Source organism: Microbulbifer litoralis (assembly GCF_023634065.1).
GTDB lineage: Bacteria > Pseudomonadota > Gammaproteobacteria > Pseudomonadales > Cellvibrionaceae > Microbulbifer > Microbulbifer litoralis.
On record NZ_JALKCV010000018.1, the window covers coordinates 40,090 to 56,239 of the forward strand.

Below are 16,150 nucleotides of genomic sequence, written 5' to 3' on the forward strand. Positions count from 1 at the left end.
CCTGCGGCCACTATCGTCATTCCTGGCCTGGGGCGGAATAATACCGGTTTGTTGTTGCTCTCTTGGTAGCATGGGCAAAGCGCAGCGTGCCCATCAATTCAACGCCCGAAACGCTTGAGCAGTTTTTTCAGCGGCAGGCAGTTGATCACATCGCCCTTTTCCAGCCAGCCGCGCCGCGCCTGGTCGATACCGAAGCGCATATAGTCCAGGTCGGTGACACTGTGGGCGTCGCTGGCAATGGAGATTTTCACCCCCAGCTCCTTGGCCATTTTGCAGCTTTCATCCGTCAGGTCCAGGCGGTCCGGCTGTGCATTGAGTTCGATGGCACAGTCCCTGTCCGCGGCTTCCTGCAGTATCTTCTCCAGGTCAAACTCATAGGCCTCGCGCTCGTTGATCAGCCGGCCGCTGGGGTGGGCCAGGATATGGCAGTAGCGGTTGTCCAGCGCGCGCACCATGCGCTCGGTCTGCTTTTTGCGCGACAGGTCGAACTTGTGGTGCACCGCGCAGAGGACGAAATCCAGTTCCTTGAGCACACTGTCCGGCAGGTCCAGCTTGCCGTCTTCCAGGATGTCCACCTCGATGGATTTCAGCAACCGGATATCATCCTGTTCGTCGTTGTATTTATCGATCGCCTGCAGCTGTTTGCGCAGGCGCTTTGCGTCCAGGCCGTTGGCGACAGTCAGGCGGCGCGAGTGGTCGGTGATCGCCAGGTATTCGTAACCGCGCCCGATGGCCGCTTCGGCCATCTTCTCCATCGAGTCGTGGCCATCGGTGGACCTGGTATGGGTGTGGAGGTTGCCGCGTATATCGTCGAGGGTCACCAGTCTGGGTAGTTTGCCGTCGCGCGCCGCCTCCAGTTCGCCGCGGTTCTCGCGCAGTTCGGGTTCGATATAGGGCAGGTCCATTTTCCCGTAGACGGACTTTTCCGTTTTGCCGGCGATGCGCTCATCGCCCTTGAAGACACCGTACTCGTTGACCTTGTAGCCCTTTTTGATGCCCAGCTTGCGAACGGCAATGTTGTGGTCCCTGGAGCCGGTAAAATAGTGCTGGGCAGCGCCGAAGCTGACCTGGGGGACCACGCGCAGGTCTACCTGCATACCGCTTCGCAGGTAGACGGTGGAGCGGGTTTTTCCCTTGGAGACGATTTCCTCCACTTCGTCGTAGTCGGTGAAATGGTCCATGATATCCGCGTCCTGCCTCGCGGTGATCAGGATATCCAGGTCGCCGACTGTCTCCTTGCGGCGGCGGTAGCTGCCGGCGATGGCGATGTCTTTGAGGCCCTCGGCTTTCTTCAGGTATTCGACCAGTGGCTTGGCGATCTCCTCTGCCTCGATCAGCTGGGTGCGTTTCTCGTCTCCGCTGTATTTTTCCAGGCGTTGTTTTATTTTCTCCTCGCTCTTCTCGCCGAAGCCCTCCACACTGCGGATGTCGCCGCGCTCGGCGGCCGCCTTCAGGTCGTCGATGGTGTCGATTTCCAGGGCGTCGTGCAGCGCCTTGACCCGTTTGGCTCCGAGTCCCTCGATTTTCATCAGTTCGCTGAGGGCGCTGGGTGTGCGTTCCTCCACTTCGTCCAGCAGAGGCAGTTCGCCGCTCTCCACCAGCTTCCTGATTTTCTCCGCCAGGTCTTCGCCGATATCCGGCAGCTCCGAAAGATCCTCGCCGTCGTCCAGCAGGTCGGCCATCGAGCGCGGATAGCCGCGCACCGTGCGCGCCGCATTGTGGTAGGCGCGCACGCGGAAGGGGTTGGCCCCCTCGATTTCCAGCAGGTCGGCCAGGCGGTCGAACTTGTCGGCGATTTCTCGATTGTGGACCGGCATGGGCAGTGGATTCTGCAGTTGGGTAAATGGTATCTCTTCTGGGTTCAGTATAGGGAACCCGGTTTGGGGGTTACGCGCCGAGCAGCTTCCTGAACTCTTCCTCATCGATGCACTCGACGCCTTGCTCCTCGGCGTCGTCCCGCTTGCTGCCGGGGTTGTCGCCGACTACCAGGTAGTCGGTTTCGCCACTGATGCTGGAGGTGGCGCTGCCGCCCAGTGCCTCCACCCGTTCCCTGGCTTCGTCGCGGGTGAAGCCGTCCAGCGCGCCGCTGAACACGAAAGTTTTCCCTTTCAATGGCTGCTTGCGGTGGGCGGGCATGTCCTCGATCTGCAGGCCGGCCCGCCGGAGGCGCTGCAGGATTCGGCGGTTGCCGGGGTCGGCAAGGAAATCGGCGGCGGCCCCGGCGATTTCGGCACCGATGCCGGAAATGTCCTCCAGCTGTTCCCGGTCCGCATTCATCAGTGCTTTCAGTGAACCGAATGCCTCGGCCAACTGGCGCGCCACACGCCGGCCTACGCGGGCGATACCCAGGGCATAGAGAAACCGGTCCAGGCGGACGCGACTGGCACCCTGAATGGCCTCGTGAAGCTTGGCGGCAGACTTCTCGGCGTAGCCTTCCAGTGACTCGAGGTCGCTTTCCTTGAGCTGGTACAGGTCTGCGAGGTTTTCCACCAGGCCGCGCTGTACCAGCTGGTCTGCCGCGTCCTCGCCGAGATGATCGATATCCATCGCCTCGCGGGACGCATAGTGTTGGATGCGCCCGCGCAGTTGCGCCGGGCAGGAGAGGCCGGCACTGCAGATATGATAGGCCCCCTCGCGGGTGACTCCGGCTCCGCACACCGGGCATTTGCCCGGCATCTGGAAACGGTCGCCGCGTTTTTTGCCGGGCCGTTTTATGCGTTCGGCGATTTCCGGAATCACATCCCCGGCGCGGATTACCTTGACTCTGTCGCCGATGCGGATGTCCTTGCGTCGGGCTTCACTCTCGTTGTGCAGGGTGGCGCGGCTGACGGTTACGCCGCCGACATCCACCGGCTGCAACAGCGCTACTGGTGTCAGTATGCCGGTGCGCCCCACCTGCACGACGATATCTTCCACCAGTGTGGTTTCCTCGCGCGGTTCGAATTTCCACGCCAGTGCCCAGCGCGGGTTGCGGTCGCGGGCGCCGAGCGAGTCCCGCAGTTGGTAGTCGTCCACCTTGATGACGATGCCGTCGATCTCGTAATCGAGACTGTCCCTGCGCTCGGCGAGTTTTGCGTGGTATTTCCCGATGTCCTCCAGATTGGTGGCGGTTTCGTTCAGGGGCGCGGTTCTCAGCCCCCAATCGCGCAGTTGTTCCAGGACCCGGCGGTGTGAGTCGGGGATATCACCGTCGGCGGAGAGAATTTCATAGAAGAAAATCGCCAGTGGCTTGCCCGCCACGTTTCGGGATTCGTATTGGCGCATCAGCCCGGCGGCGGCATTGCGCGGGTTGGCAAACGGCTCCTGGCCGCGCTCCACGCGCTTTTTGTTCAGCTCGGTGAAACCGTCCAGCGGCATATAAATTTCGCCGCGCACGGCGAGGCTGCCGGGCAGATGGTCGCTTTCTTTCAGTGACAGCGGCAATGTCCGGATGGTTTTCAGGTTGTGGGAAATATCCTCGCCGACCCGGCCGTTGCCGCGGGTGGAACCCTGTTCGAATTTGCCATCGTGGTAGATGACCTCCACTGAAAGGCCGTCGAATTTGGGTTCCAGCATCAGCTGGACCGAGCGACTGTCGGCTTTGTCGCGGACCCGGTCGAGAAAATGTTTGACGTCTTCATTTTCCAGGGTGGCCTGCAGGCTCAGCAGGGGAGCGCGGTGTTCAACCTTTTCCAGTTTGCTAACCGGTTCGGCGCCCACGCGCTGGGTGGGGGAGTCGTCGGTCTTGAGTTTCGGGTAGGCGTCTTCCAGCTCTTCCAGGCGCTTCAATAGCCTGTCGTATTGTGCGTCGGAGATTTTCGGGGAATCTTTTACATAGTAGAGATGATCGTGGTAGCTGATGCCCTCCCGCAACGCAGCCGCCTCTTCGGCGGCCTCGCCCTGATCGAGGTCGTCGATATCCTTGAACTGCGTGCCGGGATTTTTCTTGAAGTCCATATGGATATTCAAGATAGCAGCGAAAACCCCGGGAATGGCCCACCCGGTAAACTCAGGCTGCCGCGATCCCGACGTTTTCCCCCGCCAGCTCGCGCGCAAACGCCGCCTCGATCAGGTCCGCCTCCCGCAGTCGCTTGATGCGTTCAAAGAACACCTGCGCCTCCGGATAGCCCAGTTTCAGGTAGGCCAGCCACTGCTTGATGCGGTTGCCGAGATATTTGGCCGGGTAGAACGCGCGGGTGGTCAGGTAGTAGTCCCACAGCAGGGGGACCACGTCGCGCCAGGTCATGGGCGTGTAGTCCCGGCCCTCGCAGAAAGCCTTTACCTGCAGGCACAGGTCCGGGCGCGCCAGCAGGCTGCGACCGAACATGAAGGCCTCGCAACCGGTGACCTCGCGGCAGCGGCGGAAATCTTCCAGGGTCCAGATATCGCCGTTGGCCACGACCGGAATGGCGAGCTGTTCGCGTATCTCGCCCACATATTCCCAGTAGGCCGGCGGGCGGTAGCCGTCTTTCTTGGAGCGGGCGTGAACCGCCAGCTCAGTGGCGCCGCCCTCTTGCGCGGCGCGGGCGTTGTCCAGGTAGCTGGATCGGTCTTCATAGCCCAGCCGGATCTTGGCAGACACCGGAATCCCGTCCGGTACCGCGCGGCGCACGGCGCCGACGATGGCTTCCACCCGGTGGGGGCTCTGCAGCAGGCAGGCGCCGCCGTCGCTGTTGTTGACGGACTTGGCCGGGCAGCCGAAATTCAGGTCGATGGCTTTGGCACCGACTTCCACCGCCCTGGCGGCGTTTTCGGCAACGGCCCCCGGATTGCCGCCCAGCAGCTGCAGGCGCACCGGGGTGCCGGCAGGTGTGGCGGCGCCCTGTTCCAGTTCCGGGCAGAGGCGCACAAACACCTTGCGCGGCAACCTTGTGGTCGTCACCCGCACGAACTCGGTGACGCAGATATCCACGCCGCCGATGGCGGACAGCAGGGCGCGCACATGGTGGTCGATCACACCCTCCATCGGGGCCTGGTAGAGTCGCGGGGTGCCAGATGTCTGTAGAGTCATAATTCAGGAATAACGGCGGGAACGCAGCCGGGAAATCAAGGCGCGCATTTTAGCAGTGTTGGACGCTTGTCACTAATGTCCTCTTTTGTGCCTCGCGAGAAATACCAATAAACCGGTAATATCCGGTCATGGTTATCCCGGCGCGGCATTTGATATGCCCCCGGGGCCGCTGCGGAAGGGGCATTTAAAATGGCTTTATCGTTGCGCGTGTAACTAATAAGTGTTTGATTTTAAAAGGTCGTTATTTTGTAATAGCGGCCGCCTGAGCGGATCAAAGGAAAAATAGTGCAAGACACCTTACTTCAACAGGGGCTGGACATTACCGTGTTCGGCATGGGAATCGTATTTACCTTCCTGCTGGTGCTGGTTATCGGTACCAGTATCATGTCCCGCATTATTGTCCGTAACTTTCCCGAAGCGGAGACAGCGGCTCCCACCTCAGCCAGACAGCTCGACGACAGCGCGCGCCTGCGCGCCATTGCCAAGGCAGCAGTCCAGAAACACCGCGAGCGCAATAAGCGTTAAATCCAGCGTATTAAGTAATACGTAATACCATTCAATTTTCTGGTTGCTGAAAACTTCAATAAATTGCCGAGAGAGATAACCCATGACTGAGGTAAAGAAACCACTGGGTATTACCGATGTGGTCCTGCGCGATGCGCACCAGTCACTATTCGCGACCCGTTTGCGGCTGGACGATATGCTGCCGATTGCAGAAAAGCTGGACAAGGTCGGCTTCTGGTCACTGGAGTCCTGGGGCGGCGCCACTTTTGATGCCTGTATCCGCTATCTGGGCGAGGATCCCTGGGAGCGTATCCGCGAATTGAAAAAAGCCATGCCCAACACGCCGCAGCAGATGCTGTTCCGCGGCCAGAATATTCTCGGTTACCGCCACTATGCCGACGACGTGGTGGAAAAATTTGTCGAGCGCGCAGCGGAAAACGGTGTCGATGTTTTCCGTGTGTTCGACGCCATGAACGATATGCGCAACCTGCAGACGGCACTGCGCGCAGTCAAAAAACAGGGCAGGCACGCCCAGGGCACCATTTCCTATACCGTGAGCCCGGTCCACACCATGGACCTGTGGGTGGACCTGGGGCGCCAGATCGAGGATATGGGAGCCGACTCCATCGCCATCAAGGATATGGCCGGCCTGCTGCGCCCCTACGACGGTTACGAGCTGGTCACGCGATTGAAGGAAGCTGTGGATATTCCGATCCATATGCAGTGCCACGCCACGACCGGCCTTTCCACTGCCACCGCGCTGAAATGCGTGGAGGCGGGTATCGACAATGTGGATACCGCCATCTCCTCCATGTCCATGACCTACGGCCACAGCCCCACCGAATCCCTGGTGGCGATTCTCGAGGGCACCGACCGCGATACCGGCCTGGATATCGAGCTGCTGGAGGAGATCGCCGGCTATTTCCGCGAGGTGCGCAAGAAGTACGCCAAATTCGAGGGCTCGCTCCGGGGCGTGGATTCGCGCATCCTGGTGGCGCAGGTGCCCGGCGGCATGCTGACCAATATGGAAAACCAGTTGCGCGAGCAGGGCGCCGGCGACCGGCTCGACGAGGTTCTGGAGGAAATTCCCCGCGTGCGCGAAGACCTGGGCTATATCCCGCTGGTCACCCCGACGTCGCAGATTGTCGGCACCCAGGCGGTACTGAACGTGCTGACCGGCGAGCGCTACAAGACCATCTCCAGGGAGACCGCGGCGGTACTGCGCGGCGAGTACGGCGCGACACCGGCGGAAGTGAACCGGGAGCTGCAGCAGCGGGTACTGGAAGGCGACGCGCCGGTAACCTGCCGCCCGGCGGACCTGCTGCAACCGGAACTGGAGAAACTGACCGCGGAGCTGGAGGAAAAGGCCTCCGCACAGGATATCGCCCTGGCCGGCGACGGCGGGGAAATCGACGATGTGCTGACCTACGCGCTCTTCCCTCAGATCGGTCTCAAATTCCTGCAGAACCGCGGCAACCCGGATGCCTTTGAACCGGCGCCCACCGGTGCCGGGGCCAGTGCGGTGACCAACGACAGGGGCGAGGGTGTCTATACCGTCACCATCGAAGGCAAGTCCTACACCGTCACCGTTGCCGACGGCGGCGACGTCACCGGTATGGCACCGACGGACAACGGTTCTGCATCGACCGAATCCGCGCCCGTTGCGGCGGCCCCCGGCAGCGGCGGTGAGCCGGTCAAGGCGCCGCTGGCCGGCAATATTTTCAAGGTGCTGGCCAGGCCCGGCGACCAGGTTGCCGAGGGCGAGAGCATCGTGGTACTGGAGGCGATGAAGATGGAGACCTCGGTCAGTGCGCCGCGGGCCGGCACCGTCACTGAAGTGGCGGTGAAAGAGGGCGATGCCGTGGCGGTGGGCGATGTCCTGCTGTCCATCGCGTAAAGGGGAGACGCTCGTGCAGAACCTGATCAACCTGTGGCAGTCGTCCGGTGTCTACCAGATGGCGACCGGCCAGTTCGCCATGATTCTCGTCGGGCTGGTGCTGCTGTTTCTCGCCATCCGCAAGAATTTCGAACCGTTGCTGCTGGTGCCCATCGGCTTCGGCGGTATCCTCGCCAATATTCCCGGCGCGGACCTGGCGCTGTCCGCGGCGGAGACTGCCATCGTCTCCGGCGACAGCGGTGTGGTGCTGCAGATGGCGCAACTGCTGGGCGTCGACGGCGGCGATCTCCATGCCATGAAAGGGGCGCTGGCCAATGCACCGGCGGCGATCAAGGGCCAGGCCGCGCAACTGGCGATCGACAACGGCTTCAGCAACGGCATGCTGTACAACTTCTACAGTGTGGCCATCGCTTCCGGTGCCGCGCCGCTGGTGATTTTCATGGGCGTGGGCGCGATGACGGATTTCGGCCCGCTGCTCGCCAATCCGCGTACCCTGTTCCTGGGCGCCGCGGCGCAGTTCGGTATTTTCGCCACCGTGATGGGTGCGGTGGGACTGTCGGTGGCCGGCATCATGGATTTCTCCATCGCCGATGCCGCCGCCATCGGTATCATCGGCGGCGCCGACGGCCCCACGGCTATCTACGTTTCCAGCCTGCTGGCACCGGAACTGCTCGGCGCCATCGCCGTGGCGGCCTACTCCTACATGGCACTGGTACCGCTGATCCAGCCGCCGATCATGCGCGCGCTGACGACGCCGGAGGAGCGCAGGATCGAGATGGTGCAACTGCGCCACGTCAGCAAGCGCGAGAAAATCACCTTCCCGCTGTTGCTGCTGATACTGGTGGCGTTGTTCCTGCCGGATGCGGCGCCGCTGCTGGGGATGTTCTGTTTCGGCAACCTGATGCGCGAGTGCGGTGTGGTGGCGCGCCTGTCGGATACGGCCCAGAACGCGCTGATCAATATCACCACCATTTTCCTCGGCCTGTCCGTGGGTTCGAAACTGGCGGCGGACAAGTTCCTGGACCCGAAGACACTGGGTATCCTGGCGCTGGGGATCGTCGCCTTTGCGATCGGCACAGCCTGCGGTGTACTGATGGCGAAACTGTTGAATGTCTTCAGCCAGCACAAGGTCAACCCGCTGATCGGTTCCGCCGGCGTCTCCGCGGTACCCATGGCCGCGCGCGTGTCCAACAAGATCGGCCTGGAGGCCAACCCGCACAACTTCCTGCTGATGCACGCCATGGGCCCGAACGTGGCCGGCGTCATCGGTTCGGCGGTGGCGGCCGGCGTGATGATCACCATGGTTCGGGCGATGACTGGCTGAGGAGGGAACCGGATGCCGGGGACTCTGTGTTCGTCCTGGCGCTTGTCAGTTCGTTCAGGAAGGGCCCGCTACTGATATTTTCCTATCGACATGATAGTGGTATTCAGGCTCCTTTAACGACAGTCGAGTTCTGTATTCGTTCCATACGGTGGTCATTCCGGACTCGATCCGGAATCCAGGCCGCCGGGGCGCTGTCACTGGATCCCGGATCGAGTCCGGGATGACGCTTCGAAGTGCAGCCTTTGGTAAAAAGCCAGATAGAAATACCGATGTTGCTGCGAAGGCGCTGATACCGATAGCGGTTTGACAGACCTTATGAGACAGGGATGTCGATTAGAGCGTACAGGGATGTATCCACAGCGTGTCTGGCAAACCGCTATCGGTAGCAGTGCCGCCACTGGGCTTTATTTGTTGAATACGGGGCCCTGCGGTATCGGGGCCACTAACGATTGACCCAGTCCCACGCCTCGAGCTGCTGGTCCTTATAGAAAAACCGCATTTCTGCATCCATAAACAGGTCGGAAAAACGGGTGCCCAGTTCCTCCCATTTTTCATCGCCGACAATGGCGGTCTTGCCATACTGGTGCGCGTGTTTGCGATCGAATTTCAGGTCTTCCCAGAGTGCGCCCATATCGAAGCCATCGAAGTCCTCGAGTTTGATATAGAAACGCAGGGCTCCGTATTCCTCCAGTTTCTTTTCCAGGTCCGGCAGCAACCGGCGGTAATCCTCGGCGGTGAGTTTGCCGTTGGCGGCCAGGGTCAGTACCCGGTTTTCATTCACCCCTTCCATTTTAAGCATGCGAGTCTCCGCTCAGTGATCGTGGACGTCTGCTGTGGATGTCAGCCTGCCAAATGAGCGCGGCGGGCCTATCAGTGGTGTCTGGATCGGTGTCGCGGCCCCGGGCACGATGACAATGGAATTCTCGCCGGGGTTGATGTCGTAGAGCAGCGGGCCCGGTTTCTTCCAGTTGTTCATCAGCCAGATATTGCCGGAGGGGTCGATGCCGCCGCCGGTGATGCGCTCCAGGGCATTGCTGGTATAGCCGGTAAACGGCGATATGGGGTCGCCCATCGCCAGACCCTGTGGACAGTCGCCGGAACCGCAGAAGTGGGAAATGCCGGTATCGTCCCACTCGGTGTCGTTGGTCACGTCTTCAATCGGCGTGCGGCCGAAGTTGAACACCCACAGGGAGTCACTGCCGTCCACGGCGCTGCCCCAGGGCAGGGTGAGGCCGCCTTCATTGGTGATTTGCGTGGGGGGGCTGCCATCGGCCGGGAACAGCACGATCGACGGTTGATTGCCATCCTGGGGATCGAATGGATCGGCGCAGGGCAGCTTCACCGCATCGGAACTGGACACCCACATATTCCCTTTGCTGTCGCCGGAAATGCCGATCAGCCAGGACAGGTCCACCGAGGAGGAATCCACTACTTCCACGGTGCCGTCGGTCGAGACGATATACACCTCTGCCGACTGGTTGCCCGTGACCCAGGCGCGCCCCTTGGGATCGATGGAAATGGCGAACGGTTTCAGGTTCGGCGTGTCGCCGGTGGTGGCGCCGGGCAGCGGGATATTCCTGGCCAGCAGCGGGTTGCCCCCGGGAATCAGGGTGACCGTATCGTTGCCGCAGTTGGCCACCCAGATATTGCCCTCCCTGTCCGATACCGTACCCTGCGGCCACCCGATATTGCCGCGGGTAAAGCCACCGCGCGGCGAGAGCGGAATACCGCTGGGGTGGAACAGCGAGACGCTGTTGTGGGTGGCCGGGATTTTCCTGGCCGGGTCCGGCGGCACTGTGCCGTCTGCACAGGCGGGCGCCTCGAAACCGAAATTGCCGACCCACAGGTTGCCGCGCGGATCGAAGGTGACACCGAAGCCGGCACCACTGAGCCCGCCGCCGAAGTAGGGCGATCCGGGAAACGTCTCTCCCCAGGGGTAGAACTTCAGCAGTCGCTGGCCGGTGCAGGCGTATTCATCCGGCGCCGCCGGTTTGTAGTTGTTGACCACCCACGCGTAGCCGCGCCGGTCGATGGCGATATTGCCGGGACCGTTCATCAGGTTGCCGCTGTCCTGGTCGGAGTAGAAACCGCCGGTGAATTTCAGGAACAGCAGCCAGCTGGTGGGACGATCGCCGAGTGCCGGCTGGTAGATCGGGGATGCCAGCGACAGCAGGTAAATGGGGTCGTCGACATTATCGGGGTAGTTCGGGTAGGCCGGGTGGCGGGTAAGGTTGGCCAGGGCCTCCAGCACGGTTTCCGGTTCGGGTTCGCCCGCGGGTGTGGTCACCGCAAACAGCGCATCGCAATTGCCCGCGCTGGCGACACAGGCGGCGACGACATTGCTCAGTGCATTGAACGTGTTGTAGGTATCCGTATCGCCGCCATTGGGCTTGCGGCGCAGTATCGGGCTGGCGTCGCCGGTGCGCGGGTCGGCCATATTCGCCGCCATCTTCACCGCGTTCAGCATACCGTATCGGTTGCCGCGGATTTCCCGCCCGCGGATAAACTGGGCGTAGGAAACGGCGGTGGCCACGGTGGTGCGTTCGTTGACGACGATATGCCGCGGCACCCGGTAGCCGCTGCCGATTACGCTGGCCAGCATCTTGGGCCCCTTTTCGGCGATCACGAAATAAACCGGTTTGAGCCGGGGGGAAAGCGCGAAGGGCTTTCGGTAATGCAGCCTGAAATTGCCGGCGTCGTCGGTGTGCGTGTGGGCGACGACACGGCCGTGTTTCGCCCCGCCCGCGTCGCTGGCATAGAGCGAAACCCGGTAGCCGGGCAGGGGGTTGCCGTTGCCGGATAGCGAGCCCCGCACCAGCATCTTCCCGCCGAAGCCGCGGTGGTCTTTCCAGAGGTCGAACAGCGGATGGGATTCATGGGGGCCGGCGGCCGCGGTGCCGGCCAGTACCAGCGCCGACAGCAGAACGAGGGCGCGGCCAGGCCGGCAGAGGGGAAAAACAACCGAGGGGGTGCATCGATCTTCCATGAACCTTACTTCCCTGAAATACTTCCATCGGTTCACGACCGCGAAGAGTCGCAACTGCGTGTCTGCCGAAAGTATGGCACAGTTTTTCCGGCCTCCGTGCCGGCTCAGGCCAGCGCAAACGGCAACCTGTACATACGTTTTCCAGTGGCTGCTGCGATGGCGTTCCCCACGGCCGGAGCCAGTGGCGGCACACCGGGTTCACCGATGCCGGTGGGCGCATCGGTGGAAGGCACTATATGCACTTCCACCTTCGGCATTTCCCGCATACGCGTCGGCACATAGTTGTGGAAGTTGCTCTGCTGCACCCGCCCGTTCTCGAGCGTGATCTCATTGCGCAACAGTGTAGACAGGGCGAAGCCGATGGCACCCTCGACCTGGGCGGCGACGATATCCGGATTGATGGCCACGCCGCAGTGCACTGCGGCGACAATTTTGTCCACCTGAAAAGCGTCGCCGTCGACGGTCACATCCGCGACCAGCGCAACCGGGGTGCCGAAGGATCTGTGGCAGGCGATACCGCGACCGCGATTCTCGCCCGGGTTGCCGCCCCAGCCCGATTTGCCCGCGGCGAGTTTCAGGGTTTCCCGATCGCGCGCATCGGGCAATAGCTTCAGGCGGTATTCGACCGGGTCGGCGCCCGCCATCGCGGCCAGTGCGTCGATGGTGGTTTCCACCACATGGGCCGTATGGTTGTGGCCCACCGAGCGCCACCAGAGGACCGGCAGCGGGGATTCGGCATTGAAGGAGCGCACGGAGAAATCGCCGATCTGATAGGGCGTATCCGCCAGTCCCTCGACACTGCTGTGGTCGACGCCATCAGAGACCATCATCTGCTCGAAGGGGGTGCCGCTGAAAATCGACTGGGTCACCACCTTGTGTTGCCAGCCGCTGATGTCGCCTTCATCGTTCAGGCCCACCTCCAACTGGTGCAGCACCGCGGGCCGGTAGAAACCGCCGCGGATATCGTCCTCGCGACTCCACAGAAGATGCACCGGCGCCTTGCTGTCGCTGGCCTTGACGATCTGTGCCAGCTCCGCGACCCAGTCGCCCACGGGGTTGCCGCGGCGGCCGAAACTGCCGCCACTGAGCAGGGTATGGATCCGCACCCTGTCCACCCCGATACCCATGATTTCGGCGATCACCCGCTCGTCGATACTCTGCAGTTGGCTGCCGGCCCAGAGGTGCGCCTCGCCGTCTTTCATTTCCAGGGCGCAGTTGAGCGGCTCCATCGGTGCGTGGGCCAGGTAGGGGAAGGTGAATTCGGCGCTGAACTTCTGGGTCGCCCTGCCCAGGGCCGCGGCCGCATCGCCGCGATTGGCGGCCGGCAATCCCGCACCCTCGGCCTGCCTGCGGTAATCCGCCAGTATCTGCTCGCTGGAGCGGGTCTCGGCATTGCTGTTGTCCCACTCCACTGACAGCAGGTCGCGGCCGCGCAGGGCACTCCAGCTATCCCTGGCCAATACCGCGACGCCGGTGGGAATCTGCACCGCGTCCAGTACCCCGGGCAGCTTCTTCGCCGCATCGGCGTCGAATCCCGTGGGGCGGGCGCCAAACAGCGGCGGGTGGGCGACGGCCGCGGTCACAGTACCGGGGCGGCGTATGTCGAGTGCAAAGGTTGCGCGACCATCGGTCTTGTCCGGGGAGTCGATGCGCGGCAGGTTTTTGCCGATCAGTTTCCAGTCGGCCGGATCTTTCAGCGGGGCGTCCCGGGGGACCGGCAATTGCATTGCATCGGCCGCCAGTTCGCCGTAGCTTGCCCTTTTGCCGGAACCGTGCAGGACGTGTCCCTTTTCGGCTTTCAGTTCGCCCATCGGCAGCCGCCACTTTCGCGCCGCTGCCTCGACAAACATGCTGCGCGCGGCGGCACCGACCTTGCGCATCTGCTCCCAGGAGCCGGCCATGGAAGTGGAGCCGCCGGTGCCCATGACCGGGCCGAACACCAGGTTGTTGTAGACGGAGGCATCGTTGGGGGCGAATTCGAAATGCATCTGCGACCAGTCCGCCTCCAGTTCCTCCGCCAGCAGCGTGGCCAGGCCGGTCGTCACACCCTGGCCCATCTCGAGATATTTGCTGATCAGGGTGATGTTGTTGTCGGCATCGATGGTCAGGAACAGGTTGGGCGGCGGCGTTTCCACTGCCTGCGGTACACCCTGGGCTCGCGCGCGGCGGCCGAAGGGCAGGTAAAAGCCGATTGCGAACACGGCGGCCCCGGTTGCAGCCGCCTTCAGGAATTGCCGCCGCGTCGCGGATGCCGGCTGGCCGGTGCTTCTGTTCACGAGCGGCCTCCGAGGTTTCTGGCGCTGCGGTGGATGGCGGCGCGGATGCGTTGGTAGGTGCCGCAGCGGCAGAGGTTGCCCTCCATGCTCGCGTCGATATCCTCGTCACTGGGATCGGGGTTTTTCGACAACAGCGTGATCGCCGACATGATCTGGCCCGACTGGCAGTAGCCGCATTGCACCACGTTCAATTCCCGCCAGGCCCCGACGACGGCCTCGGCCACCGGGCCCTCGATGGCCTCGATGGTGGTGATATCCCTGCCCGCGGCATCGCCCAGCATGACGGAGCAGGAGCGCGCCGCCTCGCCGTCGATATGCACGGTGCAGGCGCCGCACAGGGCGCGGCCACAGCCGTATTTGGTGCCGGTCAGGTTCAGGTGATCGCGTATCGCCCACAACAGGGGCATCTGTGGATCCGCGTCCAACTGGTGGGATTCGCCATTGATTTTCAGCGTGATCACGATCGGTCTCCCTCGGTTGCCGCATCCTTCGGGCAGGGCATTCCGGCGTTGACCCAGACCTGCAGTTGTTCCATGAACGCGTCGTGGGCCAGCGGCACAGGTTCGCGGCCGGTGCCGGGGGCCCAGCCCCAGAGCACCAGCTTGTCCTCGCCCATGTGTTTTACCAGTGCCCCGGCATCGCGGTTGCCGTTGCGCTCCGGATCGATCAGCGCGCGGCACAGTTCGGCGGACGACAGCCCGGACCAGTTCATCGACAGCGGTGCCAGCGACCAGTGGGGCGCACCGGGCACACCGGAGGAGGGATTGTTGCCCGACGGGCTGTGACAGTTGCCGCAACGCATGGCGGCGACACCGAGATTGTCCTTGCCGCGCACCACCCGCGGGATATGCGCGCGGCCCTCGTCGCCCTGCAGCGGGCTCTCCACCTGGTGGCAGTTGAGGCAGCGGGGATGCCTCAGCACGCCTGCCACCTGTTCCCAGGCCTGCATCGCGCGCGGATCCGGGGCCGGTGTCGGCGGCTCCCGCTGTTTCCCCGAATCGCAGCCGGCAAGCACCAGCAGCGCGGTGGTCGACGCGACCGCGACCAGTGACCGCAGATGGGAGCTCGTCTGCCGCATTGCCATTTTGCTCTGTCCGCTTTAGAGGAAGAATGCCCGCCACGCAAACCGCCGGAGCCTGCCCGCAGGCGGACTCCGGCCATTTGTGGCTCCTGAAACCATATGCAAACCGGAGTGGGCGGGGGCAGGGCGGACCCATCTCGCGAGGAGTGTCGTGTCAGAAATTGTCCGGCTGGCGCCGGACACTCCCATCATGGCGTGACCGATCGGTCGGCAAGCTGTCCGGTCAGAGCGGTGCGCGTGGTATCATAGGCGCGTTTTTGATTATCGAAGGGGCGCGGCAGAGCGTCCGGAGGAGAGACTATGTCCTGGTTGGGCGCGGGTATCGGGGCCGGTATCGGCATGATGTTTGGCGGTCCCATCGGCGCGGCGCTGGGGGCCTGGATCGGCAGTTCATTCAGCTCCGGCCTGCAGCGGGTGACCGGTGCCGCCGGCAAGCTGAACCGTGACGGCGCGCAGGCGGTGTTTATCGTCACGCTGTTCTCGATGCTGGCGAAGATGGCCAAGGCGGACGGCCAGGTGTCCAGGGCGGAAGTTCGCTTTATCGAGGACTTCATGGAAAACAACCTGCGGCTGTCCGCCGAGGACCGCAAGCAGGCGATCAAGATTTTCCAGAACGCCAAGAGCGACAAATACAGCATCTACGATTACGCCGCCCAGTACCGGCAACTGGTGCACAACCAGGCGATGCGCGAGATGGTCTACCGCGTCCTGTTTGCGGTGGCCCACGCCGATGGCGAACTGCACGCGAGCGAGGAGGAGATACTGCGGCGCATTCCCGAGTACCTGGGGCTGCACGCGTCCATCTTTGCCGCCATGCAGGGCGAATTCGAACGCGGTGCCCCGGCTTCCTCCGCGGCGAGCCTGGAGCAGCATTACGCCGTACTGGATTGCACGCCGGAAACCAGCGATCGCGACCTGAAGCTGGCCTACCGGCGCAAGGCGGCGGAATTCCATCCGGACAAGATCGCGTCCAAGGGGTTGCCGGAGGAGTTCATGCGCCACGCCGAGGACCAGATGAAAAGTGTTACCGTGGCCTACGACACCATCGTCGAGGCGCGCAAACGCAAAGCCGCTGCGACCACCTGACACGTT

12 protein-coding genes are annotated in these 16,150 nt (G+C 62.7%); 4 read left to right on the plus strand and 8 right to left on the minus strand.

Annotated elements, in window-relative coordinates; translation table 11 throughout:
• Nucleotides 1-98: 98 nt before the first annotated feature.
• The 3 genes from polX to MWN76_RS19605 all read right to left on the minus strand — a co-directional run bounded on the left by polX (nt 99) and on the right by MWN76_RS19605 (nt 4,990).
• Nucleotides 99-1,817, minus strand: coding sequence for a DNA polymerase/3'-5' exonuclease PolX (gene polX / locus MWN76_RS19595; protein WP_250464654.1), 1,719 nt, complete (start codon nt 1,815-1,817; stop codon nt 99-101).
• A 70-nt stretch (nt 1,818-1,887) separates the two neighbouring features.
• Nucleotides 1,888-3,936, minus strand: coding sequence for an NAD-dependent DNA ligase LigA (gene ligA / locus MWN76_RS19600; RefSeq protein ID WP_250464655.1), 2,049 nt, complete (start codon nt 3,934-3,936; stop codon nt 1,888-1,890).
• Nucleotides 3,937-3,988: 52 nt separating this feature from the next.
• Entirely contained in the window at nt 3,989-4,990 is a 1,002-nt protein-coding gene (locus MWN76_RS19605) for a tRNA dihydrouridine synthase (protein WP_250464656.1), read from the minus strand.
• 285 nt (nt 4,991-5,275) lie between these two features.
• Between MWN76_RS19605 and MWN76_RS19610 the strand changes: the two genes are divergently transcribed.
• The 3 genes from MWN76_RS19610 (at nt 5,276) to MWN76_RS19620 (ending at nt 8,715) form a co-directional block, all read left to right on the plus strand.
• On the plus strand, nt 5,276-5,515 hold the full coding sequence (locus MWN76_RS19610) for an OadG family protein (protein ID WP_250464657.1): 240 nt from the start codon (nt 5,276-5,278) through the stop codon (nt 5,513-5,515).
• A gap of 82 nt (nt 5,516-5,597) precedes the next feature.
• On the plus strand, nt 5,598-7,391 hold the full coding sequence (gene oadA / locus MWN76_RS19615; RefSeq protein WP_250464658.1) for a sodium-extruding oxaloacetate decarboxylase subunit alpha: 1,794 nt from the start codon (nt 5,598-5,600) through the stop codon (nt 7,389-7,391).
• Between the two features lie 13 nt (nt 7,392-7,404).
• Nucleotides 7,405-8,715: a sodium ion-translocating decarboxylase subunit beta gene (locus tag MWN76_RS19620; RefSeq protein WP_250464659.1), complete on the plus strand. Its 1,311-nt coding sequence runs from the start codon at nt 7,405-7,407 to the stop codon at nt 8,713-8,715.
• 442 nt (nt 8,716-9,157) lie between these two features.
• Here MWN76_RS19620 and MWN76_RS19625 read toward each other — a convergent pair whose 3' ends face one another.
• From MWN76_RS19625 to MWN76_RS19645, 5 genes are all read right to left on the minus strand, one after another.
• Nucleotides 9,158-9,514, minus strand: a complete 357-nt coding sequence (locus tag MWN76_RS19625) for a SpoIIAA family protein (RefSeq protein WP_250464660.1) — start codon at nt 9,512-9,514, stop codon at nt 9,158-9,160.
• A 12-nt stretch (nt 9,515-9,526) separates the two neighbouring features.
• Nucleotides 9,527-11,701 (minus strand): NHL repeat-containing protein, encoded by a 2,175-nt coding sequence (locus MWN76_RS19630; protein WP_250464661.1) that lies wholly within the window; start codon nt 11,699-11,701, stop codon nt 9,527-9,529.
• A 104-nt stretch (nt 11,702-11,805) separates the two neighbouring features.
• A complete protein-coding gene (locus MWN76_RS19635) occupies nt 11,806-13,977 on the minus strand; it encodes a xanthine dehydrogenase family protein molybdopterin-binding subunit (RefSeq protein ID WP_250464662.1) in 2,172 nt (723 codons plus the stop codon).
• Nucleotides 13,974-14,438, minus strand: coding sequence for a (2Fe-2S)-binding protein (locus MWN76_RS19640; protein ID WP_250464663.1), 465 nt, complete (start codon nt 14,436-14,438; stop codon nt 13,974-13,976). Before MWN76_RS19640 ends, MWN76_RS19635 begins: the two co-directional genes overlap by 4 nt.
• On the minus strand, nt 14,435-15,055 hold the full coding sequence (locus MWN76_RS19645) for a hypothetical protein (RefSeq protein ID WP_250464665.1): 621 nt from the start codon (nt 15,053-15,055) through the stop codon (nt 14,435-14,437). The genes MWN76_RS19640 and MWN76_RS19645 overlap by 4 nt, the downstream gene beginning before the upstream one ends.
• 303 nt (nt 15,056-15,358) lie before the next feature.
• On the opposite strand from MWN76_RS19645, the gene djlA reads away from it, so the two are divergent.
• The gene (djlA, locus tag MWN76_RS19650; RefSeq protein WP_250464667.1) at nt 15,359-16,144 is read left to right on the plus strand and encodes a co-chaperone DjlA; all 786 of its coding nucleotides are present in this window, start codon (nt 15,359-15,361) and stop codon (nt 16,142-16,144) included.
• The last annotated feature ends 6 nt before the right edge of the window (nt 16,145-16,150 follow it).

Bases quoted from the DNA above. Each gene is read 5' to 3' on its own strand.
- polX (WP_250464654.1), bottom strand. From the start codon at position 1,817: ATGCCGGTCCACAATCGAGAAATCGCCGACAAGTTCGACCGCCTGGCC.
- ligA (WP_250464655.1), bottom strand. From the start codon at position 3,936: ATGGACTTCAAGAAAAATCCCGGCACGCAGTTCAAGGATATCGACGAC.
- MWN76_RS19605 (WP_250464656.1), bottom strand. From the start codon at position 4,990: ATGACTCTACAGACATCTGGCACCCCGCGACTCTACCAGGCCCCGATG.
- oadA (WP_250464658.1), top strand. From the start codon at position 5,598: ATGACTGAGGTAAAGAAACCACTGGGTATTACCGATGTGGTCCTGCGC.
- MWN76_RS19625 (WP_250464660.1), bottom strand. From the start codon at position 9,514: ATGCTTAAAATGGAAGGGGTGAATGAAAACCGGGTACTGACCCTGGCC.
- MWN76_RS19630 (WP_250464661.1), bottom strand. From the start codon at position 11,701: ATGGAAGATCGATGCACCCCCTCGGTTGTTTTTCCCCTCTGCCGGCCT.
- MWN76_RS19645 (WP_250464665.1), bottom strand. From the start codon at position 15,055: ATGCGGCAGACGAGCTCCCATCTGCGGTCACTGGTCGCGGTCGCGTCG.
- djlA (WP_250464667.1), top strand. From the start codon at position 15,359: ATGTCCTGGTTGGGCGCGGGTATCGGGGCCGGTATCGGCATGATGTTT.